The sequence below is a fragment of the Rhizobium beringeri genome (assembly GCF_004306515.1).
GTDB classification, from domain to species: domain Bacteria; phylum Pseudomonadota; class Alphaproteobacteria; order Rhizobiales; family Rhizobiaceae; genus Rhizobium; species Rhizobium beringeri.
On the sequence record NZ_SILG01000007.1, the window covers coordinates 24709 to 45288 of the forward strand.

Annotated in this window: 21 protein-coding genes; 10 read left to right on the forward strand and 11 right to left on the reverse strand. The window is 59.4% G+C overall.

The genetic code is table 11. The features are described 5' to 3' along the window. Positions 1-348: an IS66 family insertion sequence element accessory protein TnpB gene (gene tnpB, locus ELH03_RS36175; protein ID WP_018244911.1), complete on the reverse strand. Its 348-nt coding sequence runs from the start codon at positions 346-348 to the stop codon at positions 1-3. Continuing rightward, positions 345-755: an IS66-like element accessory protein TnpA gene (gene tnpA, locus ELH03_RS36180; protein ID WP_018244910.1), complete on the reverse strand. Its 411-nt coding sequence runs from the start codon at positions 753-755 to the stop codon at positions 345-347. The genes tnpB and tnpA overlap by 4 nt, the downstream gene beginning before the upstream one ends. Before the next feature lie 34 nt (positions 756-789). On the opposite strand from tnpA, the gene ELH03_RS37705 reads away from it, so the two are divergent. Then, on the forward strand, positions 790-960 hold the full coding sequence (locus tag ELH03_RS37705; RefSeq protein WP_165420570.1) for a hypothetical protein: 171 nt from the start codon (positions 790-792) through the stop codon (positions 958-960). Positions 961-1475: 515 nt separating this feature from the next. Here the strand turns inward: ELH03_RS37705 and ELH03_RS36185 are convergent. From ELH03_RS36185 to ELH03_RS36195, 3 genes are all read right to left on the reverse strand, one after another. Beyond that, positions 1476-1724 (reverse strand): hypothetical protein, encoded by a 249-nt coding sequence (locus ELH03_RS36185; protein WP_226532312.1) that lies wholly within the window; start codon positions 1722-1724, stop codon positions 1476-1478. Positions 1725-2199: 475 nt separating this feature from the next. Further along, positions 2200-2619, reverse strand: coding sequence for a response regulator (locus ELH03_RS36190; protein ID WP_128403694.1), 420 nt, complete (start codon positions 2617-2619; stop codon positions 2200-2202). 14 nt (positions 2620-2633) lie between these two features. Continuing rightward, positions 2634-3377, reverse strand: coding sequence for a histidine kinase dimerization/phosphoacceptor domain -containing protein (locus ELH03_RS36195; RefSeq protein WP_245485491.1), 744 nt, complete (start codon positions 3375-3377; stop codon positions 2634-2636). 299 nt (positions 3378-3676) lie between these two features. Here ELH03_RS36195 and ELH03_RS36200 point away from each other — a divergent pair, with 299 nt between their 5' ends. Further along, entirely contained in the window at positions 3677-4096 is a 420-nt protein-coding gene (locus ELH03_RS36200; protein ID WP_105009289.1) for a response regulator, read from the forward strand. 4 nt (positions 4097-4100) lie between these two features. Here ELH03_RS36200 and ELH03_RS36205 read toward each other — a convergent pair whose 3' ends face one another. Continuing rightward, entirely contained in the window at positions 4101-5822 is a 1722-nt protein-coding gene (locus ELH03_RS36205; RefSeq protein ID WP_348633887.1) for a diguanylate cyclase, read from the reverse strand. Positions 5823-6159: 337 nt separating this feature from the next. Continuing rightward, the gene (locus tag ELH03_RS36210) at positions 6160-6660 is read right to left on the reverse strand and encodes a PAS domain-containing protein (RefSeq protein WP_165420571.1); all 501 of its coding nucleotides are present in this window, start codon (positions 6658-6660) and stop codon (positions 6160-6162) included. 805 nt (positions 6661-7465) lie between these two features. On the opposite strand from ELH03_RS36210, the gene ELH03_RS36220 reads away from it, so the two are divergent. From ELH03_RS36220 to ELH03_RS36230, 3 genes are read left to right on the forward strand one after another with little or no spacing between them, the layout of a single operon-like run. Continuing rightward, the gene (locus tag ELH03_RS36220; protein ID WP_105009648.1) at positions 7466-8035 is read left to right on the forward strand and encodes a nutrient deprivation-induced protein; all 570 of its coding nucleotides are present in this window, start codon (positions 7466-7468) and stop codon (positions 8033-8035) included. Beyond that, positions 8028-8444, forward strand: coding sequence for a phage holin family protein (locus ELH03_RS36225; protein WP_130660506.1), 417 nt, complete (start codon positions 8028-8030; stop codon positions 8442-8444). The genes ELH03_RS36220 and ELH03_RS36225 overlap by 8 nt, the downstream gene beginning before the upstream one ends. After that, complete coding sequence (locus ELH03_RS36230) at positions 8444-9433, forward strand: DUF3618 domain-containing protein (RefSeq protein WP_130660505.1); 990 nt, start codon at positions 8444-8446, stop codon at positions 9431-9433. The genes ELH03_RS36225 and ELH03_RS36230 overlap by 1 nt, the downstream gene beginning before the upstream one ends. Positions 9434-9459: 26 nt before the next feature. On the opposite strand, the gene ELH03_RS36235 is transcribed toward ELH03_RS36230, so the two are convergent. Beyond that, positions 9460-9711 (reverse strand): hypothetical protein, encoded by a 252-nt coding sequence (locus ELH03_RS36235; RefSeq protein WP_130660504.1) that lies wholly within the window; start codon positions 9709-9711, stop codon positions 9460-9462. Positions 9712-9772: 61 nt separating this feature from the next. Between ELH03_RS36235 and ELH03_RS36240 the strand changes: the two genes are divergently transcribed. Beyond that, positions 9773-11728 carry an AI-2E family transporter gene (locus ELH03_RS36240; RefSeq protein WP_130767657.1) on the forward strand — a complete coding sequence of 652 codons (1956 nt, stop codon included), beginning with the start codon at positions 9773-9775 and terminating at the stop codon, positions 11726-11728. 167 nt (positions 11729-11895) lie between these two features. Here ELH03_RS36240 and ELH03_RS36245 read toward each other — a convergent pair whose 3' ends face one another. Beyond that, a complete protein-coding gene (locus ELH03_RS36245; protein ID WP_105005241.1) occupies positions 11896-12786 on the reverse strand; it encodes an AraC family transcriptional regulator in 891 nt (296 codons plus the stop codon). A gap of 132 nt (positions 12787-12918) precedes the next feature. Between ELH03_RS36245 and ELH03_RS36250 the strand changes: the two genes are divergently transcribed. Further along, complete coding sequence (locus ELH03_RS36250) at positions 12919-13689, forward strand: SDR family NAD(P)-dependent oxidoreductase (RefSeq protein ID WP_130767658.1); 771 nt, start codon at positions 12919-12921, stop codon at positions 13687-13689. Positions 13690-13750: 61 nt separating this feature from the next. Further along, the gene (locus ELH03_RS36255; RefSeq protein WP_130767659.1) at positions 13751-14530 is read left to right on the forward strand and encodes an alpha/beta fold hydrolase; all 780 of its coding nucleotides are present in this window, start codon (positions 13751-13753) and stop codon (positions 14528-14530) included. 135 nt (positions 14531-14665) lie between these two features. Here ELH03_RS36255 and ELH03_RS36260 read toward each other — a convergent pair whose 3' ends face one another. Next, the gene (locus ELH03_RS36260) at positions 14666-15733 is read right to left on the reverse strand and encodes a cyclic nucleotide-gated ion channel (RefSeq protein ID WP_128403702.1); all 1068 of its coding nucleotides are present in this window, start codon (positions 15731-15733) and stop codon (positions 14666-14668) included. A gap of 620 nt (positions 15734-16353) precedes the next feature. On the opposite strand from ELH03_RS36260, the gene ELH03_RS36265 reads away from it, so the two are divergent. Both ELH03_RS36265 and ELH03_RS36270 read left to right on the forward strand, forming a co-directional pair. After that, positions 16354-16638 carry a helix-turn-helix transcriptional regulator gene (locus ELH03_RS36265; protein ID WP_075225148.1) on the forward strand — a complete coding sequence of 95 codons (285 nt, stop codon included), beginning with the start codon at positions 16354-16356 and terminating at the stop codon, positions 16636-16638. Continuing rightward, a complete protein-coding gene (locus ELH03_RS36270) occupies positions 16628-17950 on the forward strand; it encodes a type II toxin-antitoxin system HipA family toxin (protein ID WP_130767660.1) in 1323 nt (440 codons plus the stop codon). The genes ELH03_RS36265 and ELH03_RS36270 overlap by 11 nt, the downstream gene beginning before the upstream one ends. A 1205-nt stretch (positions 17951-19155) precedes the next feature. On the opposite strand, the gene fba is transcribed toward ELH03_RS36270, so the two are convergent. Continuing rightward, positions 19156-20220 (reverse strand): class II fructose-bisphosphate aldolase, encoded by a 1065-nt coding sequence (fba, locus tag ELH03_RS36285; RefSeq protein ID WP_130767661.1) that lies wholly within the window; start codon positions 20218-20220, stop codon positions 19156-19158. Between the last annotated feature and the right edge of the window lie 360 nt (positions 20221-20580).

Consider the following 20580-nt stretch of genomic DNA (forward strand, 5'->3'; position numbering starts at 1 on the left):
TCATCCTGCCGATGTTGGCCGCCAGGTCTTTTGCGGCATCCGCCAGTCTATGCCTTCGAGCAGATAACCGAGCTGCGCCGGTGTGATCACCACAGTGCCGTCATCGGCTGACGGCCAGATGAAGCGGCCGCGCTCCAGCTTCTTCGTGAATAGACAGGCTCCTTGTCCGTCATGCCAGATCACCTTGATCAGACCTCCACCGCGCCCCCGGAACACGAACAAATGTCCGCACATCGGATCGCGCTTCAGCGTCTCCTGCACCATCAGCGACAGACCGGGGAAGCCTTTGCGCATGTCCGTGTGACCGGTCGCCAGCCAGACCTTCACACCACTCGGAACCGGGATCATCTCCGCCCCAGCACGACATCGAGAATGCGGCCCAGCGCGTCCGTGTCGATGTCGCTGTCTACGCGGATACGACGGTCCCGACCGAGTTCAATCGTCACATCGCTGCGCTTCCGGCGGGACTGCGATGGGGTGGGTGGCCCCGAGGGAATGGGCGAGGCTGGAAGCGCGGCCTCGGACACGACCACCGGCACCAACGTGCTCGCTGTTTCCGTCCTCGGCTCCTCGATTTGACAAAGCTCCTTGCGCCAACGGAAGAGCTGGCTGACATGGATACCGGCCGCACGGGCAATCTCGGAAAGCACTGCACCTGGCTCGAGACAGGCTGCAACGAGCCGCTCTTTATCTTCCTGAGACCAGCGCCGTCGGCGCTCGACAGACGTGATCACTTCAATCTGATGCTTCGTCATAGGACTACTCCTAGTGTTTGCACTAGGACTTCCGATGTTCGTCTCAACCTCGCAAGACGGCCCTCACCGGACGCTTACCTCAAAGAAGACCGTCGGCTTTAGCATCACGTCCTATCGCTTAGCCGGCCTCGTGATCGGCGGGATGATTGCCGATGCCAGCGATGGCGCGGTGGCGGCGCTTCGGCATTGGTTGAAGATCATTTGAAGTATTCCTGGGCCAAAAAAGGCCCCGCGTTTTGAAGCGGGGCTTAGTTCTGGGTTGAGTGGGCCGCACATCGAAGTGTTGGGTGGCTGCGTTTAACAAATCTCCGCACGGCCCGAATGTTTTACTATCAACGGACCCTTTTGTTCCCGCGCCGACGGATTTTTTTGATCTTTCATCCGCGAGCATCATTGCCTATGCGAGCGATGGGGCCGTTGCCGCCTTGCGGCATAAGATCAACCTGATGCTCGCGCTTTGCTGTATCAAAAATTAGCCCCGCCGAAACGGGGCAACCGGGGAAGGACGGATCGCACAGGAAGAGGGAAGCGGACAACCCCAGTATGGGGCGCCTGTGCGATCCTTGCGGCCTAACTGTAGATAGCCGGAAAAGTTCCTGTGCGGTTCCGGACGACTGAGGGTCCAACCGGCAGGAGAGGGCGGATCGCGAGGATCGCAAGGCCGGTACCCTGCGCCTTCGAGTCGACGCAGGAGCCCGAGCCGGTTGGCGATTTTCAGGCTCAATGTCCTTGGGATGCCTTGCCTCGATGAAGAACGCAAACCCGCGTGATCAAGGCAGCAAGTTGATCGCCCCAAATGATGACATAACGACGGGCGCCTGTGCGGATGAGGATCTCGATCGCTGGAAGCTCGTCGACGTGCTCCGCCGCGTATTCGATGGCTGCCTGCAAAGAGATGAACTCTTTGTTCGCAGTGTCGGGGAACCAGCTGTGGACTGTGATCGGATTGGTGGAACACATCAACATCATTTCAGGCAACTTCGTCTCCACCAGTTTAGCGAGAGTAATGCATATCAGGACTCAACCTGTTGTGCGATGTTGGAACGCCAAATTTGGTTACCGGTCGGTTCATGCCAGCAGTGACGGGGGATGATTGTTAGCAATTCTCAAGGCGCTGCGAAGTTGTTCTTTGAGCAACTTATCTTTGATTTGCAACGAATATATCGAGGAGCAACGTCTCCGACGTACGTGCTGTAGAATAGGCACTCACTAAATGTATGTTTCCGGCAGTATTTGTGACTACACACTGGGATTGTCTTTGTTATGCGGTTGGCTGCTCGGCGATGTTGCCAACCCCATGCAATTCAATCTCCTGTGCGCTGAGCGGCCGTCCAATCGCTCAATTATTGTTCATTTAGTTTCTCGGAGAGATGGTGCCGCAAAGCGTCTGAGCGCCGCCATCGTCGAACGTCGAACGTCGAACGTCGAACGACGGTGGACGACATCAACTCAGATGCTGCCTGATCAGATTGATCAAGGCGTCAGCCGGATAGGGCTTTTGCAACCAACCGATCGGCGAGGCTGCCGCAGCTCTTTTGCGCGTTTCGGGATCGGCGTGGGCGGAGGCGAAGATCGAGCGGACGCCGAGGGTGGCGTTTAACTCTATCGCCGCTTGGATACCATCCGTGTGGCCGGCCAGTCGAATGTCCATGATCGCGAGAGCGGGTCGGCCTGAGGCTGCAATGGACAATGCTTCGCCGGCCGTGGCCGCAATGCCGATGACTTCAAAACCCGCGTCGCGAAGGCGATATTCAAGCTCGAGCGCGATGAGAAACTCATCCTCCACGATCAGAATGCGTATTGGATTTCCCCCGCCTGCCGCTCGCTCGGAGCCTTTCGTATCGTAGGGGTCGAGGGGGTTCATGGAGAGAGGCTGTTTCAGTTGCAGGGTTGGTCCGTGAATCGGACGGTGCATAGCGCGCCCGGCCCAGGAGAAACTGAGAACGAGCCACGCAGTTGCCGCACCAATCCGGATATCAGTCCGGTTCCGGAGGAGCGCCGGCCGGTGTCCTTGAAATCGTAGCCGGGACCGCAATCGCGCACCGTCAGGACGTATTCATCGTCTGACCGCATCAGAGAGATCCATATTTCGCACCTGCCGGAATCGTCGCAGCCATGCTTAGCGGCATTCGTGAGCAGCTCGTTGAGAATAAGAGCCAGAGGCATCGTAATGTCGTTCCGCAAGTATCGGGCGTCGACGTCGATGTGGAGCGTGACGTCTTTCGAGAACGCCTGTCTGGCGCTGTCGCACGCCCTGACGAAATCACGAGCATACACCCCGGTTCGATCATGCTCGGTGTAAAGAACCTGCTGAGCGGCGGCCATGGCCCCGACACGCTGAGCAGCATCACCCAGAACCGCCCGCGCCTCGGTGCTGTGGCTTTCCCGCTCGGCTGAACGGATCAAGGCGTACAGCATCGTCATGTTGTTTTTAACCCGATGATTGAGCTCGTCGAGGAAGACCCGCTGGTTGCTCTCGGCCAACTTCCGGTCGCTGATGTCAACCAGCATATTCACGGCCCCGACGAGATCGCCGTCAGCATTTCGGATGGGGGTCGGGAACGGGAGGAACGGGAACATCGAGCCGTCGGGACGCTGCGCCATCGCCTCCACGCCGCGCACAGGCCGGTTTTCCTAGGAGGACCGGCGATGGAAATGCTGGCGGAGATCACCCGCGGCTCGGGCATTACACTCGATGATCGATCTCGCTCATCAGGACACGCCCACGGATGGCAAGCGATACGTTATCGTCTCCGCGCCAGACAAAAAGCGCTCGAAGGAATTTCGAGACACTTACGGGGGTCGTGAGGAGGGGCGAGACAGTCTCGTTGTCGGCGGCGATAGGGCGTCCCGCCGAGTTTTATTGGAACTGGCTCTGCCCGCAGGGATTAGCTTCACGAGGACAGCCCCGGAGAAGACGAATGTCATTCAACGTACTGATTGTCGAAGACCAGCCACTGATCGCCTTGAACCTGCAGGATACGGTGGAAGAGCTTGGCCACCACACCGTCGGCATCGCGAGCAACATGTATCAGGCGCTCTTGCTTTCCACCGGCGCGGACATCGCGCTCGTTGACGTCAATCTTGAAGATGGGCCAACCGGGCCGATCATCGGCCGCACCTTGGCGGATACGGACGTTTCGGTCCTGTTCATGACCAGCGATCCCGGTGCGATCCGAGGCGGCGTGCCTGGAGCGCTAGGCGTCATCCAGAAGCCAGTCCGCGATCTCGAGCTTGTCGAGGCAATCCAATATGTTGCCGATCGGCGGGCTGGGAACACGAACATACCGCCGCCGAAATGCTTCATCGAATTTTCGCCACCCGGCCCGTCCGCTTCGTAGCAAGCTAAACGGCGGGCCGCTCGACATCTCCGGTAGTCCAATCGGTGATGACGACGTTGCGCCCACCAGCCTTCGCTCGAAGAAGGGACGCGTCGGCCCTCTGCATCAGGTTTGTCGACGGTTGCCCGTCTTGTGTTGACGCCACGCCTATCGAGACCGTCACGGTGCCGAGCGGCCGACCCAAGTAGGTGATAGGCGCTCTCTCGATTCCGCTGCGCAGTCGCTCCGCAAGCGACCTCGCCTCCTTCTGGTCGGTGCCTAGCATCACGATCGCGAACTCTTCCCCACCGAACCGATGCACTGCCCAATGATTTCCAGCCACGTCCATCATGATCGCTGCCACCTGGCTCATAACGAAATCGCCCGCGTCATGCCCGAAGTCGTCGTTGAAGTGCTTGAAGTGGTCGATGTCGATCATCATCAGCGCAGCGGGGAGATCAGTCGCCTCCCGGCGCAGTCGATTGAGGTTCTCGTCGAGCGACCGTCTGTTCAGAAGGCCCGTGAGCGGGTCCTTCACCGCGAGGTTGGCCAGTCGATCTCGGAGCTGCAGATTGGCGATGGCCAACCCCAGGTTCTCTGCGATCAACTCGATGTAGACGCGGGCGGCGATCAACTCCAATCCACCGTCGGGACCTTCGAAGTAGAGCATCCCAACCGTGTCGCCATGGGCCGCGAGTGGCATACAGAGGCTTCCGTCTTTGGTCGTTTCGTCCAGATGCTGACACGGGACGTCGCCATGCTCGACCTCGCTGAGATGGGGGCGGCCACGTCGAAGTCCCCAGCACTGAATGGACGGAAACTCGGTGGTCGAGCGGCGTGGAGCACCCCAGGTGCCCGCGGCGCTCAAGACGGTCCGGCCTTCGTTCATGACGAACAGGTGCCCGCGGAGCTCGGGAAAAATCTGCACGGCATAGCGGGCCACCACCGGAGCAAGTTCTGCCTCGTCCTGGCAACCCTGCAGGCGATGCATCAACTGGAGGATCAGATCCTTTATCTGCTGGTCCTTGCGCCGCTCGGCGTCGAGCCTGTCGCGCTCCAATCCGTTGTCTCGGAAGATTTGGATGGCGTCGTTCATGTCGCCGATCTCATCTCGGCGGCCGTCAGCCAGCAGTTCGACGGTGTAGTCCTGTTTGGCCAATCGCCGGACGACGCCGCTCATCTGGTGGAGTGGACGTGCAACCCGCCGCTTCAATACGAAGTAGAGCACGCTCAAGAATACGAGCGCGGTGATTGCCAGAAGCGATTTCGCTATTGCTCCCCAAAGGTCCGCCTTCTCCTTGGCGGAACGAAGGTCTTCCTGTCCTCTCGCGTCGACAAGGTCGGTAAAATGAGCGACGCTAGCCATTAAGTCGGTCTGCGCTTCCTCATGTTCCGGGGAGAAAACCGCTGCTCTTCCGACGTCCTGTTTGCCAGCGGCGAAATCCTTGACGGCTTGCTCCTCGATGGCGTCGAGCACTTCTGCGTCGGCCTCGACTGTCTGCAGGGCCGTCCGCTCCTGGTCGGTCAGGTTCGAGATGACGAGACGCTTTACCGACTGTTCTCGTTCGCGCTCGACCGCATCGACCGCCCGAAAGGCATTCAGGTATCGTTCCTCGCCCTTGATCACGTACAGCCGGGCGTCTTCGGTCGTCTTTTCGGCAGCACTCTGTAGCTGCTCGACCGTTTCATCCAGCTTCCAAGCGGTGGTCGCCGCGTCGCGCTCCAGGTCAGCGCTTCTAACCGCCATTATGAACGCTCCACCCGAGATAAGCGTCAGAACTACGGTTGTGGCGTAGGCCCAGTTTGTGATCGTGCTAATCCGCATCCGGCTCGTCCTCGCGTGCAGCTACTGGTTATGGTAGCTGTGCTTATGCGACCGAAGATTAGCGATTTGCGATTTACGTGTGCTTAACGATTCAGGTTCGCATCCGGCGCTATCCTCAAAGAGACAAGGTGGTCCGGAAATGGACGGAGCTCGTTCAACCGGGAACTGCCGGCGAGTCTGGAAAAACGAACGATGGAAAGATTTGGGTGGTCGTCGCCGAACGATCCCGCTGGAAGCGTGTTCTCGTTCACGCTGAAAGTCACCGGCTTACGGGATCCATCTCAAGAATGATGGAAGCCAGCCTGGTGGCGACGCGCTCGCGTCCCGCTTCTTTCGCCAGGCGAATGGCAGTCATGCAAGTCTCGTGCAGATCGTCGTTGGATTTCACGTACGGGTCGACGGGGTAGATGATCCCGGCAAATTGCGATGGTTCCCGGTCGGTGCTGCGGAAGCACCGACCCAACGAAACGACGTCGAGAAACTTGTCGTTGGCGTCCCGCACCCGATATTCGCAGTGATAAGGCTTACCGCCCGCTATCGCGTTGTGAATATCAAGCGCCACCGAGGGTAGGTCGTCAGGATGAACACGGCAGAGGTACGAAGACATCGGCTGGCCGTTCAAGGCTGTTTCGGCACTGAAACCGTAAAGGCGCGCAATCGCGCTGTCGCCGAAAACCACGTCAGCCCTGAGGTTCCAGCTAAAAATGCCAGGCTCGTTGAAGTCAGGATCACCCGTGGAGGGAGACACTTCTACAGCCATCGCTCGATCCAATCCGGTAACGGCACTGAAACTTTCTAGCTTTGTTACGTCGGAAACGCAACTTTCAGACCACGGCACTAACAAGATCTCACAGGAAAACACTCGCGTTTCCGATGGGCAGACGGCAAACTCCCGAAACCTGTGCGGACGCCGGCGTCTGCCCATTGAGGAAGGAGATTGAAATGGTTTCGCGAAAGGCGATCCTTCCGCCCGGCGTGCTCGCGGGTGGGTTTCACAAGCTGAAGCATGGTCGCTTCGACATCACCGTTCTCAACGATGGGTACTCACCCTGACGTCGGATATCCTCATGTTCGGCAGCGACAAGATCGTTGTCAGATCTCCCTCCGGAAATCGGAGGATCGACGAGACCATCATGAATGTGAATGTCGTCAAGTAGCAGGCCCCGGCCCGGCGGTTCCAACATTCAGCCGCCGGGCGCCGCTTTTCACACGAGCTTCAGCGCCCACTCTTGGCCGTCCTTCGGCCCCTAGATTGCGATCGTCGACCGCTTGCAGCGCAGCCGCGTTATGTCTTTTCACAGATTGCACCTGAAATCCGCAATAACGTTTGGAGCCTCAAGCATGACTCCGCCGTGTCTTGCCAGGCAGCTCGCCGGCGGTCGACGGCTTCCCGCCCGCGGGTTGATCGGTACGCCGGCATCAGGGCCTGGGAACGCTCTTCGCGCCCTCGCCGGAGACGTCAAATGTCAAAAAGAGCGACAGCGCTCAGGACTGGGAACAAAGGCCTCCAGTCGAGGTTTAGGATTGCGGCCAGGGCCGCTTTTGTTAAGCCATGGGAGGCTACAGTGCCAAGCGAATTCACAGAATTAAATGGCCCGCCAAGGCCGTCATCGCAAACATCCACGCCATCTCCAAGAGCGCCTGCGCCCCCGCAGGCGGAGCCTTCACTCGCGGACTTGAAATCTAAGTTGGCCGATGATGTCACCGCGGCCAGAGACACCATAAAGGAAGGCGCCGATACCGCCGTCGAAAAGGTCAACGAGGCTATTTCCGAGCAAACCTACTTCGCAGCCCGCCAGGTTGGCGGCATCGCGACGGCGCTTGAGAAGGTCGGCGCGGAACTGGAGGCATCCGACCAGCCAGAGGTCGGACGGTATGCCAGGCAGATCGGACGAAGCGTCCAGACCGCGGCCAAACGAATGGAAGGCAAGGACCTCGGCGAAATCGCGGTGATGGCCGAGGAATTCGGCCGCAAGCAACCGCTAGCATTTCTTGGAATTGCGGCACTTGCGGGCTTGAGTGCAAGCAGGTTTTTAACCGCCTCCGCCAAGCGATCGCCCACGGAAGCGATTGGCCAAACCGTTGCAGTTGGACGCTCGGGGTCATCGGCGACGGGAGGAGAAATCAATGGTTAAGTCTGCCGATAGTACCCCTCTCTCAGAGCTCGTTGGCGGTCTCGTGGCCGATGTCACTGGGCTGCTTCGCAAGGAAATCGATCTCGCCAAGACCGAGGCGTCCGAAAAGTTCTCGCAGGTGCTTAGCGGTGTCGAAGTGCTTGTTTTCGGGCTTGTCCTGGCGATTGGCGCTGTCGGCGTCCTGTTGGGCGCCCTCGTTGGAGGGCTTGCGGCGTTCCTGGTAACCGAGGGTTTTACAGAGACAAGTGCCAGTGCCCTCGCGTCCCTAATCGTCGGCGTCGTGATCGCAGTCATCGCGTGGGCGTTGGTTTCCCGTGGCCTGGCGGCACTTCGTGGAAGCAACTTGAAATTGGATCGAACCGCGACCTCGCTTCGCCGTGATGCCAATGTTGTCAAGGAGAAGATCTGATGGAAACGACAGTTGGAAGAACATCTGCTGACCTTCAGCAGGAGATTGATCAAGATCGCCGGCGGATCGGAGATCGCATCGACGCCATTCAGGAGCGAATGTCGCCAGGCCAGTTGATCGATGAGATCTTGGCCTATGCAAAGAGCAGTGGCGGGGGAAAATACGTCAGCAACCTCGGCCAAGCCCTCAAGGAAAATCCCCTGCCTGTCGCGTTGATGGGGGTGAGCCTAGCCTGGCTGATGGCAAAGGGAACCTCCTCTTCAAATGTGTCTGCCAGTTCCCTGACCGCGGCTGAGTATCCCCTGTATCCGGTGAACGGACCGGTCCGCCGTCTTGGCCCTCCCGAGATCGAAAACGGAATGCGCTACAGCCATTTCGCGGACAGCTCCGGCAAGAGGCTGAAAGCGCTGACCGATGAAACCGGACGCCGTGCTGGACACTTCGTCGACGAAGCCGGCAAGACCTACCGTGGGTTTGCGGACGCCAGCGGCAGGCAGGTCGATCAGATCAGCGACGAGGTGGGTGCGATGTTCGACGCGGCAACGGGCTGGGCAGCGGAGAGATGGGAGCAGGCAAAAGACGCCGCGAGTGCAGTTGCCGGCTCGGTGTCTGACCGATCTTCTTCGGCGGCGACAAGCCTCCAGGAACAAACCACCAAACTCAATCAGGCGATCCTTACCCAGTTTCGCGATCAGCCGCTGGTCGGCGGTGCATTAGCTTTTGCGGTGGGCGCGGCTATCGGCGCGGCGTTGCCACACACCGACACCGAAGACGAATTGCTCGGTGACGCCGCCGATTCCACGAAAGAGCGGCTCACCGCCGAGGCATTGGATGTTGTCGACCAAAGCAAAGAGGTCGCCTCGGAGGTCTACGAAAAGGCCGCATCGGTCGCGTCAGATGCCCACGACGCGGTTAAGGATCGCCTGATCACGGAGGTCGATGCGTTCAAGGCGGGTGCTCAAGGTAATGATCGCACCCCATCGAATTGAGGAGTGCGAGTGGACAAGTTATGTGATTACAGAAGAAACGCCGTCGCGGTCGCAGTGAAGGCATTTCTGCCGTCCACGATCGGCGTTGCCCTTGCCGTCGTTGTGATAAGGGCGACCTCGGCCCGCTGCATCTTCCAGGGCAGATCGACCAATTGAACGAGGTGATATCGGCGACCAACGACGCCTGTCGCCTCGGCACCGAGCAAGCCGAGCTTAGACAGGACGGCGAACTCAGAGACTTGAAGGCCAGCCTGCGATATGACTGAGCACTTACGCATACGATGTGCGCCTCCATCCATGTCGAGCGCATAGGTTTTCCTTTGAAGATAGGGGTGGGCGGTGAGCAGCGCGGAACTTTCGAAGACCACCAAGGCGCCGACCGGCGAACCCTATCGACTTGCAGAGGGGGAGCTTCGCAGCAAGCTGTCGGGCAGCACAATATTGATCCTCATTGGAGTGGCCGTCATCCTCCGGCTGGGCCAGGAGATCTTCGTTCCCCTCGCGCTGTCGCTTCTCCTTTCGTTCACGCTGGCCCCGATCGTCTCTTTCCTTCGCAAGCGCTCTGTTCCAAAAATCGCCGCTGTTCTTCTCGCCGTCGTGTCGGCGTTTTGCGCGATCGCCGTATTCAGCATCGTCGTGGCGACGCAGGTGACGAACCTTGCAGAGAACATCCCCACCTATCAAAGAAACCTGGTCGACAAGGTTCATTCTCTCGCCCAAGCGGGCGCCGGAAACGGCGTCCTCGACCATCTGAGCAGAGCAGTCGAACGTGTCGGCGCCGAGATCCAGACGCGGGCCATCGAAAGCAAGAGCCCGACCGCCCAGACGCCCACGACTCGCGAACCGATGCCAGTCGAGATCGTTACACGTTCCGATCCGATCCAGACGCTAGGCAACCTTCTTCTGCCGCTCATCAGCCCCTTCGCGACCGCTGGTCTCGTGGTCGTGCTGGTGATCTTCATGCTCCTCGAGCGAGAAGACCTGCGCGACCGTTTCATCCGGCTGGTTGGTTTGGGAGACCTTCACCGGACGACCGCGGCTCTCCAGGACGCAGGCAAGCGGGTCGGGCGATACCTGCTGATGCAGTTGGTGGTGAACACGCTCTACGCCGTGCCGATCTCCATGGGCCTGTGGGCGCTCGGCATTCCGAACGCCATCCTCTGGGGGCTGCTCACACTTGTTCTGCGGTTCGTGCCATATATCGGCGCGATTATCGGCATGATCCTTCCGTTGTTTCTGGCCCTCGCGATCGCGCCTGGCTGGTCGCTCGTGGTCTGGGTCGGCGCTCTCTATCTGACGACAGAACTGATCAGCAACAACGTGCTCGAGCCGTGGCTCTACGGGGCCAACACCGGTCTTTCGCCTCTGGCGATCATTATTTCGGCGATCTTCTGGTCGTGGCTATGGGGGCCGCTGGGACTGATGCTCTCGACGCCTTTGACTGTCTGTCTGGTCGTGCTCGGAAGACATGTCCCCCAGTTCGGCGTCCTCGATGTCCTGCTTGGCAACGAGCCGGTTCTGGAGCCTCACGAGAAGCTCTACCAGCGTCTGCTCGCGGGCGATCCGAACGAAGCCTCCGACAACGCCGAGGAGTTCCTGCAAGAGGAATATCTCGTCGACTATTACGACAATGTGGGCCTTCCTGCGCTCCTGCTTGGCGAGACCGACCGTCAGCGCGGCGTATTGTCGGAAAACCAGATCATTCTGGTGGCGTCCAGCTCGCTGTCTTTGGTGGAGAACCTGTCGGACATTGCAGAGGAGGAGGAGAACGAGGACGAGACCGCATCGGACGCCGGTCTCGAAACGGGTTTCGAACTGGAACTTCCCGATGGCCAGGGCCGCTCCTTATTGTGCATCGGAGGCCGCGGCGGTCTGGACGATGCGGCCGCCGCGATGCTTTCGCAGGTGCTGGAGGTCCAGGGAGCAACGTCAACGACGTCATCATATTCCGACCATGCCGCGCGAGGATCTCTCGCTTTTCCCATCGACGGGGTCGACACGGCGATCGTCATATATCTAAACGGCAATTCGAAGTCTCGCGCCCGTCAGATCGTTCGACGACTGAAGCGACTTAAGCCTGACCTGCGCGTAGGGCTTCTCATGCCGACGGCGAATGGTCTGGACTATGCGCCGATCGATCCGTCCGAGATCGATGCCGACTTCATCGAGACGTCGATAGCGCAGGCGGCTCGATCCGGCCTAGTCATGTCGACGCCCGTGAGTCTCAAAACCGTAGTTCGGAAGATTGCGCGACGCGGACTGCCTTCCGGCAGGCCATCCGCTGCATCGAATTGAAAATCGGTTCTCCGTCGCCGCTCGTATTCCTTGACGGTGCTGGTACTTTCATTTCCGCCGCCGTGAAAGAGCCGCCTTCAATCCGACGCGGTCGCGACCCCTTGCACTTCGATGCTTTGCGCCGCCAACAGCGGTCATGCGTAGTTTCAGCGTGCACCCTGAAACAGTCAGGCCGACAGGAGCTTTCCGATGTCTCGGCGTGGCGGAGCCCCGAACAGCCGGGCATATTCCCGGCTGAACTGTGAGGGGCTGGCATAGCCCACCTCAAAGGCGACCGTTTCCGCCGACATTTCGCGCGACAGCATCAGCCGGCGCGCCTCCATCAGGCGGATCTGCTTTTGAAACTGCACCGGTGTCATCGCGGTCATTGCCTTGAACTGACGATGGAAGGCTGTCGGGCTCAGGCCGGCGAGCGCGGCAAGATCATCGACGCGGACCTGCTTGTCGAAATTGCCACGCAATGCGTGGATCGCTTCGACCAGACGCCGGTTTCGCTCCGCGCCGACGACCATGCGGGCGAAGACACCGCCATGTGGCCCGGCCAGCAGGCGGTAGCAGAGTTCGCGCTTGACGCCGGGATAGAGCAGCGGGATTGCCTGCGGCTCGCCAAGCAGGCTGACGGCGCGCGCGGCGCAGCCGAGGATCGCCTCATTGAGCTCCATAACGAAGGCGGCGGCATGCTCGTCGGAGGCCGGAGTGGGCGGTGCCTCCATGCTCTCATAGACTTCGCGTAGGATCGCCTGGTCGAGTTCGATGACGGCGCTGAGATAGGGCGCATCCGGCGCGCCGTGCACCACCTGGCTTGCACCCGGCATCTCGACGCTGACGACCATGGCCTGGCTAGTGCGATAATGGAGCCTCCGTTCGCCGAACGTCGTCCATTTCGCGCCCTGCACCACGATGCAGAGCGCTGGCCGGTGGATCAGGTGGTTCGGATGCCGCTCGGAGAAGGATCGGAGCAAGGCCAGTCCGTCGATCGCGGTGAAATAGGGGCTCCCGTTTCCATGAGCTGCAAACGCGGCGACGACGGCATCATGCAACATCGAAAGAGTGCTCAATCGGATCCCCCGCAAATCTGGAATTCCAAATTAACGCTGGAGGCAGGATCAGGCAAGAAAGAAGCCGGTTCCGGCATGTTCGCCCGTGCTTCGCCCTCTTATGTTCACCGTCATCAACAAAGGAGAACGGCGATGACACAGAATTCCGAACGCAAAATCGCAATCGTCACCGGCGGCAGCCGCGGGCTGGGCCGCAACACCGTGCTCAACCTCGCCAAACGTGGTGTCGACTCGATCCTCACCTACAATTCCAGCAGGGCGGAAGCCGAAAAGGTCGTGGCCCTGGTTGCTGAAGCCGGCGCCAAAGCCATTGCCCTCAAGCTCGACACCGGCGACGCCCACGGTTTCGATCCTTTCGTCGACGCCGTAAAGCTGGCGCTTGCCGATCTCGGCGCCGCCGAGCGCTTCGACTACCTCGTCAACAATGCCGGAACCTCGCACCACAACAGCATCGAGGCGACGACGGAGGATGAACTGGACATGCTTTACAATGTGCACTTCAAGGGTGTTTTCTTCTTGACGCAGAAGCTCTTGCCGCTGATCAATGACGGCGGCCGGATTGTCAACCTGTCGAGCGGCCTCACTCGCATCATCGTTCCTGGCAGCGCTGCCTACGGTGCGATGAAGGGAGCGGTCGAGGTGCTGACCCGATACATGGCAAAGGAGCTGGGACCGCGTCGCATCGCCGTCAATGTCGTTGCGCCCGGCGCCATCCAGACCGACTTTAGCGGCGGTATGGTCCGCGACAATCCGGATCTGAACCAGCGCATCGCCGAAATGACGGCGCTGGGCCGCGCCGGCCTGCCCGACGATATCGGTCCGATGATTGCCTCGCTGCTCTCTGAGGACAACCGCTGGGTCAATGCCCAACGCATCGAGGTCTCCGGCGGCATGTCAATCTGAGATGCCGGTCCGGACCGAGTTCAAATAATCCTACCGCTTCGCAAACGAAGGAGATTCGATCATGATGATGAACAGACGCACATTTTCGAAAACTTTGCTCGTCGGCGCCGCCACGTCACTTGTTGCGACACATGCCGGCCTGGCCGCCACCCACACGCCTCCAAAGGCGCGCAATGTCGTTCTCGTACATGGACTTTTCGCCGACGGATCATGCTGGACCGAGGTTATCGCCCTGCTGCAAGCGAAGGGCCTAAACTGCACGGCGGTCCAGAACCCGCTCACTACGCTGCCCGATGCCGTGGCGGCCGCCCGGCGCATCCTCGACCGGCAGGACGGTCCGACCGTCTTTGTCGGCCACTCCTTTTCGGGAATGATCCTCACCGAAGCAGGTGTACATCCGAACGTCTCTTCACTGGTTTATGTCGCTGCCCGAGCACCGGATGCAGGTGAGGACTATGCAGCTTTGGCAAAAACCTACCCGACGCCACCCGCAACCGCGGGCATTGTCTTCGACGGCGACGAAGGACGGCTGACGGAGGAAGCGTTCCTGCGCGATTTCGGGGGCGACCTTCCCGAGGCCAGGGCGAGGGTTCTCTATGCCGTTCAACAACCATTCCAAAAGGCGTTGCTCACCGGCAAAACCTCAAACGCTGCTTGGCGTTCCAAGCCAAGCTACTACGCCGTTTCGACGCAAGATGGAACGATAAATCCAGACCTGCAGCGTTTCATGGCCAGACGCATGGGCGCTAAAGCCATCGAACTTGAATCCAGCCATCTGTCGCTCATTTCACATCCGAATGAGATCACCAAGCTCATTCTGGAAGCTGCCGGGCAATCATGACATTGGAACCCCTGAAGCCCCGCAAGCCGATATTTCGAGCCTAATCGCTGCCGGCAAGGCCAGGGGAGCTCGCTATGAGCCGGTCGAGGCGTAACCTCCGCCGGCTGCTGCAATGCCGCAGCCATCAGGCTTGGATTATTCCTTCGCCGGCCCGCCCCGCCGCTCCAGCGCCGTCTTGCGGATGGTCTCCGCGATCTCCGGACTACTGGTCGACAACATCTGGAAATCCACGGCGTAGAGCGACAGCAGCGATACCTCGGTTGCTGCGCTGACCGTCGCTGAGCGAGGTTCGCCACTGATCAGCGCCATCTCGCCAAAGAAGTTTCCGGCACCGAGTTCCACTGGATGGTCGGGTGTCGCCACGGTGACCCGTCCCTCGACAATGAAGAACATCTGATCGCCAACATCGCCCTTGCGGCAGATCACGGCACCTGCGGGGACAATGCGCGGTCGCAACGCCCGAACGATCTCGATCAGTGCAGCGGGACCAAGCTTCTGGAACAGGGGTACCGCAGCGACCAATTGCCAGTTGCGAACGAAGTCTTGGCGGCGAACCTCTTCGTAAAAGCCGGTGGCGAGGATGCCGGCCCAAAGTGCAAAAATACCAATCCCGCTCATCATCACCAATCCGGCCAGAACTCGACCTGCAAGGCTCTGCGGGATCTCGTCACCGTAGCCGGTCGTCGACAGCGTCACGACCGCCCACCACATCGCCTGCGGAATGCTGCCGAACCTATCAGGCTGGACGTCTCGCTCGATGATATAACCGGCCAACGCAGCGCCAAAAAGAACGATGCCGAACACTGATGTCACGCCAAGCAGATTGCGCGATTCATTCGCGATCACCTTTGCCAGCAGCCTGAAGAAGGTCGAGTCGCGCAACGGCTTGAAAAGCCAAATGGCGCAATAGAGGTTTCGATCAGGGGACCCGACGAACAAGAATGCAGCAGCCGGAACCAGAACCGCGAGCAAATCGATCACGAGGGCCGGCATCCCGCCCGACAAGCGGTGTCGCCGTGAAAGCAATGTGCCGCTCAATTGGAGGACATAGGCCAGCCAAATTGCCCCAAGTAGCAGCTCAAAGACAAGCCTCTCCTGTCCAGTAAGGCCGTGCGTCGTTAGTGTAGCAACGACCAAGAGACCGATTGTAGCGAACAGCGCGTTGAGCGGCGTCGAAATCTTTGAGAACGGCATTGCCGACATTACATACTCCCAACCGCCCGGCATTCGTCGACAATAGATACCTTCGGGCCACACGCAAGGGAACGGGGAACTGATGGAGGTGCCGCCCGAGGATCCCATGACTCTCTAGGACGTCATCGAAAACCGAAGGTCGGCGAACGCCTTCAGACTGTTCTGATCGGCACTTACGTCGGGCTGGCCGCCACGCGTGTAAACGCGCCATCTTCGAGCTCAGTGCATTGACCGGCCAAAATCAGATCGGCCTGAACTCGACGAATTCGCACTGCATGTGATCCGACCGCGTCTTCTTCCAGCCATACAGCTTGTAACCTGCTAAGCGTTCAACGAAATCCTTGGGCCGTATGGTTTTTCGTGGGCCTTCAGGCCGAGCCCGTTAGGCGACGACTATCGCGCCAACTGCCGCGCCCGCATTCTATACCCGTACCATGTACAAAATTCTGGCCGCAAACTATCATTATGACCAATTAAATGAACAAAACTTGACTTCACCCCAAGCGCCATGGCATGATGTCCAAAATTCTGGACGGGAGAAACTCTCATGTCCACTCAAATGAACAAAATAGGTCATAACGGTGCCCCGTCAGAGAAGCTACTCCAGAGTCACGCACCAGGCGCTCGCCATGCTCGGCAAACTGATCCGCGTCGGGCGCGCCGAGCGCGGCCTTACCGCGCAGGAACTGGCCGACCGAGCTGGTATCAGCCGGACGACATTGTCCAGCATCGAAAAAGGTGCGCCCGGTCCTGAGATCGGCATCGTCTTCGAAGTCGCGTCCCTCGTGGGCATGCGCCTGTTCGACTATGACGAGCGCACTCTCCAGATGCACAATACCCGTCTCGATGAAAAACTGACCCTGCTGCCCAAGAGTGTCCGCCACACGGTGAAGGAGGTTGATGATGACTTCTAAGGCGGACGCCACGGAAGCCTTTGTCTGGATGTGGCTGCCGGGGGCGACGGAACCGGTGGTGGCGGGCCGTCTCGACCAGAATGGCGAGCGCCTGTTCTTCACATATGGCGCCAGTTACCGCCGCCGCAAGAACGCCATTTCCATCTATGGGCCGGAGTTACCGCTTCAGGAAGGCATTATCGCGCCCATCAACGGCCTGTCGATGGCGAGCTGCATTCGCGACGGCTCGCCCGATGCCTGGGGCCGCCGGGTCATCATCAACAAGCTGACGGGCAAGAAGCCCGACGCTGCCGGCGTGCCGGAGATCAGCGAACTTACCTATCTGCTCCAGTCCGGCTCCGACCGGATTGGCGCTCTCGATTTTCAGGCCTCGGCAACAGAGTATGTCCCCCGCCATGCCGCGCAGGCATCGCTCGACGAACTCATGGAAGCGGCCGCCCTCATCGAAAAAGGCGTCCCCCTGACACCGGCGCTCGAACTGGCCCTCAACCATGGCACCTCGATTGGCGGCGCGCGCCCCAAGGCCCTGATTAATGACGGGACGAAGAAATTCATCGCTAAATTCTCGGCAACCAACGACACCTACAGCGTGGTGAAGGCCGAATTCATCGCGATGAAGCTGGCAGCCGCCTGCGGGCTTAACGCGGCGTCCGTGGCGATGACCCGCGCCGCGCAAAAGGACGTGCTGCTGATCGAGCGCTTTGACCGCACGCACACAAAGGATGGCTGGAGGAGGCACGCCATGGTCTCGGCCCTGACCATGCTGGGCCTTGATGAGATGATGGCGCGCTATGCCTCTTACGAAGACCTGGCCGAGCTGATTCGTCGCCACTTCACGGCACCCAAGGATACGCTCAAGGAACTCTACGGGCGGATTTGCTTCAACGTGCTGTGCGGCAACACCGACGACCATGCCCGCAATCATGCCGCCTTCTGGGACGGCCGGATGCTCACTCTGACGCCGGCCTATGATATCTGCCCGCAGGGACGCACGGGTAACGAAGCCACGCAGGCAATGCTGATCAAGGGCGATGGCCGCGCCAGCACGCTCGCCACCTTGCTAGCTGGCGCGCCGGATTATCACCTGAAAGAGGCGGAAGCCGCCACGCTGATTGAAAACCAGGTCACGATGATTGCCGCAAACTGGCCAGCGGTCTGCGCGGAAGCCGAACTGAGCACCGTCGACCGCAAGCTGTTCGCCGGACGTCAGTTTCTCAATAGCTATGCCTTTGAGGGGCTCGAAAGTCAAAAGGCGCTGCAGGATGCCTTTCGTGCCGCACGGGATGCGCTGATCGCGAGCGGAGGCGCTTGACGATGACAGCGGACAGCAGCTCAAGAGACGCGATTGGCCGGGGGCCTTTCTCCGCTCTCTTCCATGCGTCATGGGCTGCGGAGCAGACTGCAGCGGGCATCAACTTCCTTGGTGGCCGCCGTCAGACACCCCTTTCTTCCTGGGCCGGCCTGGCACAGATCACTAGCACTTAGGGTTTTACAACGATTGAAGTTCCCTTGCAGGCGGACAGGCCGCAAGGCTTGCAGGCGTCATGCGACCAGCTTCATCGCCGCCGCCAAAGAAGCATCTCGGGCCAACGCGCGCGACGTCTCGAAGACACCGTCTCTGAGCAGTTGAGCCATATGCTTATGAAGTCTTTCCAGATGCTTCATGTCGGCATGCGAGTATGAAATGAAAACCGTGACAGCCAACTCAGACCTCATATTATTCGTCTGCAGAGGCTAAAATATAGGCTTCTAACAGCTCGCCACTAGGTAGCTAGGCGAGGTTTGTACACGTAGTCCATCGATCACCTTCAGCAGTCTCCATCTGGAGGAACAAGGCGTCCTCGCAATAACGGACGTGAAGCGTCATCGTGGGTGGATCCTCTAGTGACGCCAAAACGATATCCGCACGACTGGAAAATCAAGGATTTAAGCGGATTTAGGGAGAATTGGCTGGGGAACCTGGATTCTCACATGATTTCAATGGCTTATCGAAATACCCTCTGTTTTCCCGCCGCGAGCGACCGTGGATGTCACCTTTGTGCCCTGGCTTTGGGCCTCAGTCAACAGGAAGGCTATTGCGGCAATTATTTCCGCTTTCGACCCAAAGCGGACTTTATAGACACGTTCGCTGAAGGGCACTTTTGCCCCACCTTGCCCGCACTGGCGATGCCTGAGGCGTCAGATTGTTTCTCGTGGCAGCGTCTTGCAGCAGTCTGCTGGCCTGCTGGACCGACCGACTGAGCCAGGCCAACCGCCAGATCTGAAACTGGCCCTTGCACGGCTGGCATTTCCGACGATTGCCACGCCTTACGGTATCGCCGCGGTAGAGCGTGCTCGGGATTTCTGAACAGCCGGTATAGTCGGCGGGATTGCCGCAGCGGGGCTCGGATGGACGGAACAGCGACTTGCCGCGGAGATCGACGTCGTGACGTCGTTGAAGACTTCCATGGCCAGAGCCTGGATGAAATAGCAGAGGGCAGGGCAGCGGACGCTCCGGCGTCCGCTGCCCATTCGCTATCAAGAAAAAGTCGGGTCTAGCGCGCCGGAGTTGTAACGCTTTGCCATTTCCGAAAGCGGAATCGGCCGGATTTGCGAAGCCTTGCCCGCCGTTCCGAACTGTTCGAACCGTTCCTTGCAGAGCTTCGTCAGCGCCGTCATCGCCGGCTTCAGATATTTGCGTGGATCGAATTCGCTGGGGTCTTCCTGCAGAATACGCCGGACCTGGCCGGTCATCGCCATTCGGACATCGGTATCGATGTTGATCTTGCGAACACCATTCTTGATACCGCCCTGTATTTCCTCGACCGGCACGCCCCATGTCGGCTTCATCTGGCCGCCGTACTGGTTGATGATCTCCTGCAGTTCGATCGGGACCGAGGACGAGCCATGCATGACGAGATGTGTGTTCGGGAGCTTACGGTGAATTTCTTCGATGACGTTCATCGCCAGCACCGACCCGTCCGGCTTGCGGCTGAACTTGTAGGCGCCGTGCGATGCGCCCATCGCAACCGCAAGCGCATCGACCCTGGTTTCGCGGACGAATTTGACAGCTTCGTCCGGATTAGTCAGAAGCTGATCTTGCGAGAGCTTGCCTTCGGCTCCGTGGCCGTCCTCGGCTTCGCCCATGCCGGTCTCCAGCGAACCTAGGACGCCGAGTTCTCCCTCCACGGAAACGCCGCCGAGATGAGCCATCTCCGTCACCTGTTTGGTGACCCCGACATTGTAGTCCCAATCGGCCGGTGTTTTGGCATCCGCCTTCAGCGAGCCGTCCATCATGACGGATGTGAAGCCGGCTTGAATGGCGGTTATGCAACTGGACGGTGCGTTGCCGTGATCGAGGTGCACGCAGACCGGGATGTGGGGATAGATTTCGACGACGGCATCCATTATGTGCTTCAGCATGATGTCGTTGGCATAGGCTCGGGCGCCCCGAGAAGCCTGCATGATCGCGGGCGCGTCGAGAGAATCGGCCGCCTCCATAATCGCGAGGGCCTGTTCCATATTGTTGATATTGAATGCTGGCACTCCGTAGCATTTTTCTGCGGCGTGATCGAGCAACTGTCTTAATGTGATGCGTGCCATCAAGCTCTCCCCTTCTGAGCAGCCCGAAATGGGGCAGAAGATAAGTGCATGTATCCTCATTATAGCGCGGATTGGTCGAAACCCGAAGCGTTACTGCGACCTCAGCAAATATAAAGGCCCGGCTCCGCATCGTACCGGGAGCAACTTCGCGCAAAAAGCGGCCGGCATTTGGCACAAGTCCAATCCTCGAGAACTATCTGGCCGGGAGACCACTTAGATGCGCGGTGACAAAAAGCAGCCAGTAAGATGAGAAGCCTGATCAACGATCAATGGAGGCATGCCGACGCCGCGGGAATTGTGCTAATCTTGCATTCGGGTTTCCGTGCGCAGCCGACTGGCATCGTGCTCGCTCACGACGCT

Excerpts from the sequence above, each read along its gene's own strand:
- ELH03_RS36210 (WP_165420571.1), bottom strand. The coding sequence starts at position 6,660 with ATGGCTGTAGAAGTGTCTCCCTCCACGGGTGATCCTGACTTCAACGAG.
- ELH03_RS36230 (WP_130660505.1), top strand. The coding sequence starts at position 8,444 with ATGGAAACGACAGTTGGAAGAACATCTGCTGACCTTCAGCAGGAGATT.
- ELH03_RS36255 (WP_130767659.1), top strand. The coding sequence starts at position 13,751 with ATGATGATGAACAGACGCACATTTTCGAAAACTTTGCTCGTCGGCGCC.
- ELH03_RS36185 (WP_226532312.1), bottom strand. The coding sequence starts at position 1,724 with ATGATGTTGATGTGTTCCACCAATCCGATCACAGTCCACAGCTGGTTC.
- ELH03_RS36205 (WP_348633887.1), bottom strand. The coding sequence starts at position 5,822 with ATGGCGGTTAGAAGCGCTGACCTGGAGCGCGACGCGGCGACCACCGCT.
- ELH03_RS36190 (WP_128403694.1), bottom strand. The coding sequence starts at position 2,619 with ATGAACCCCCTCGACCCCTACGATACGAAAGGCTCCGAGCGAGCGGCA.
- tnpA (WP_018244910.1), bottom strand. The coding sequence starts at position 755 with ATGACGAAGCATCAGATTGAAGTGATCACGTCTGTCGAGCGCCGACGG.
- ELH03_RS36270 (WP_130767660.1), top strand. The coding sequence starts at position 16,628 with ATGACTTCTAAGGCGGACGCCACGGAAGCCTTTGTCTGGATGTGGCTG.
- fba (WP_130767661.1), bottom strand. The coding sequence starts at position 20,220 with ATGGCACGCATCACATTAAGACAGTTGCTCGATCACGCCGCAGAAAAA.
- ELH03_RS36225 (WP_130660506.1), top strand. The coding sequence starts at position 8,028 with ATGGTTAAGTCTGCCGATAGTACCCCTCTCTCAGAGCTCGTTGGCGGT.
- ELH03_RS36260 (WP_128403702.1), bottom strand. The coding sequence starts at position 15,733 with ATGTCGGCAATGCCGTTCTCAAAGATTTCGACGCCGCTCAACGCGCTG.
- ELH03_RS36235 (WP_130660504.1), bottom strand. The coding sequence starts at position 9,711 with ATGCGTAAGTGCTCAGTCATATCGCAGGCTGGCCTTCAAGTCTCTGAG.
- ELH03_RS37705 (WP_165420570.1), top strand. The coding sequence starts at position 790 with ATGTTCGTCTCAACCTCGCAAGACGGCCCTCACCGGACGCTTACCTCA.
- ELH03_RS36200 (WP_105009289.1), top strand. The coding sequence starts at position 3,677 with ATGTCATTCAACGTACTGATTGTCGAAGACCAGCCACTGATCGCCTTG.
- ELH03_RS36265 (WP_075225148.1), top strand. The coding sequence starts at position 16,354 with ATGCTCGGCAAACTGATCCGCGTCGGGCGCGCCGAGCGCGGCCTTACC.
- ELH03_RS36250 (WP_130767658.1), top strand. The coding sequence starts at position 12,919 with ATGACACAGAATTCCGAACGCAAAATCGCAATCGTCACCGGCGGCAGC.
- tnpB (WP_018244911.1), bottom strand. The coding sequence starts at position 348 with ATGATCCCGGTTCCGAGTGGTGTGAAGGTCTGGCTGGCGACCGGTCAC.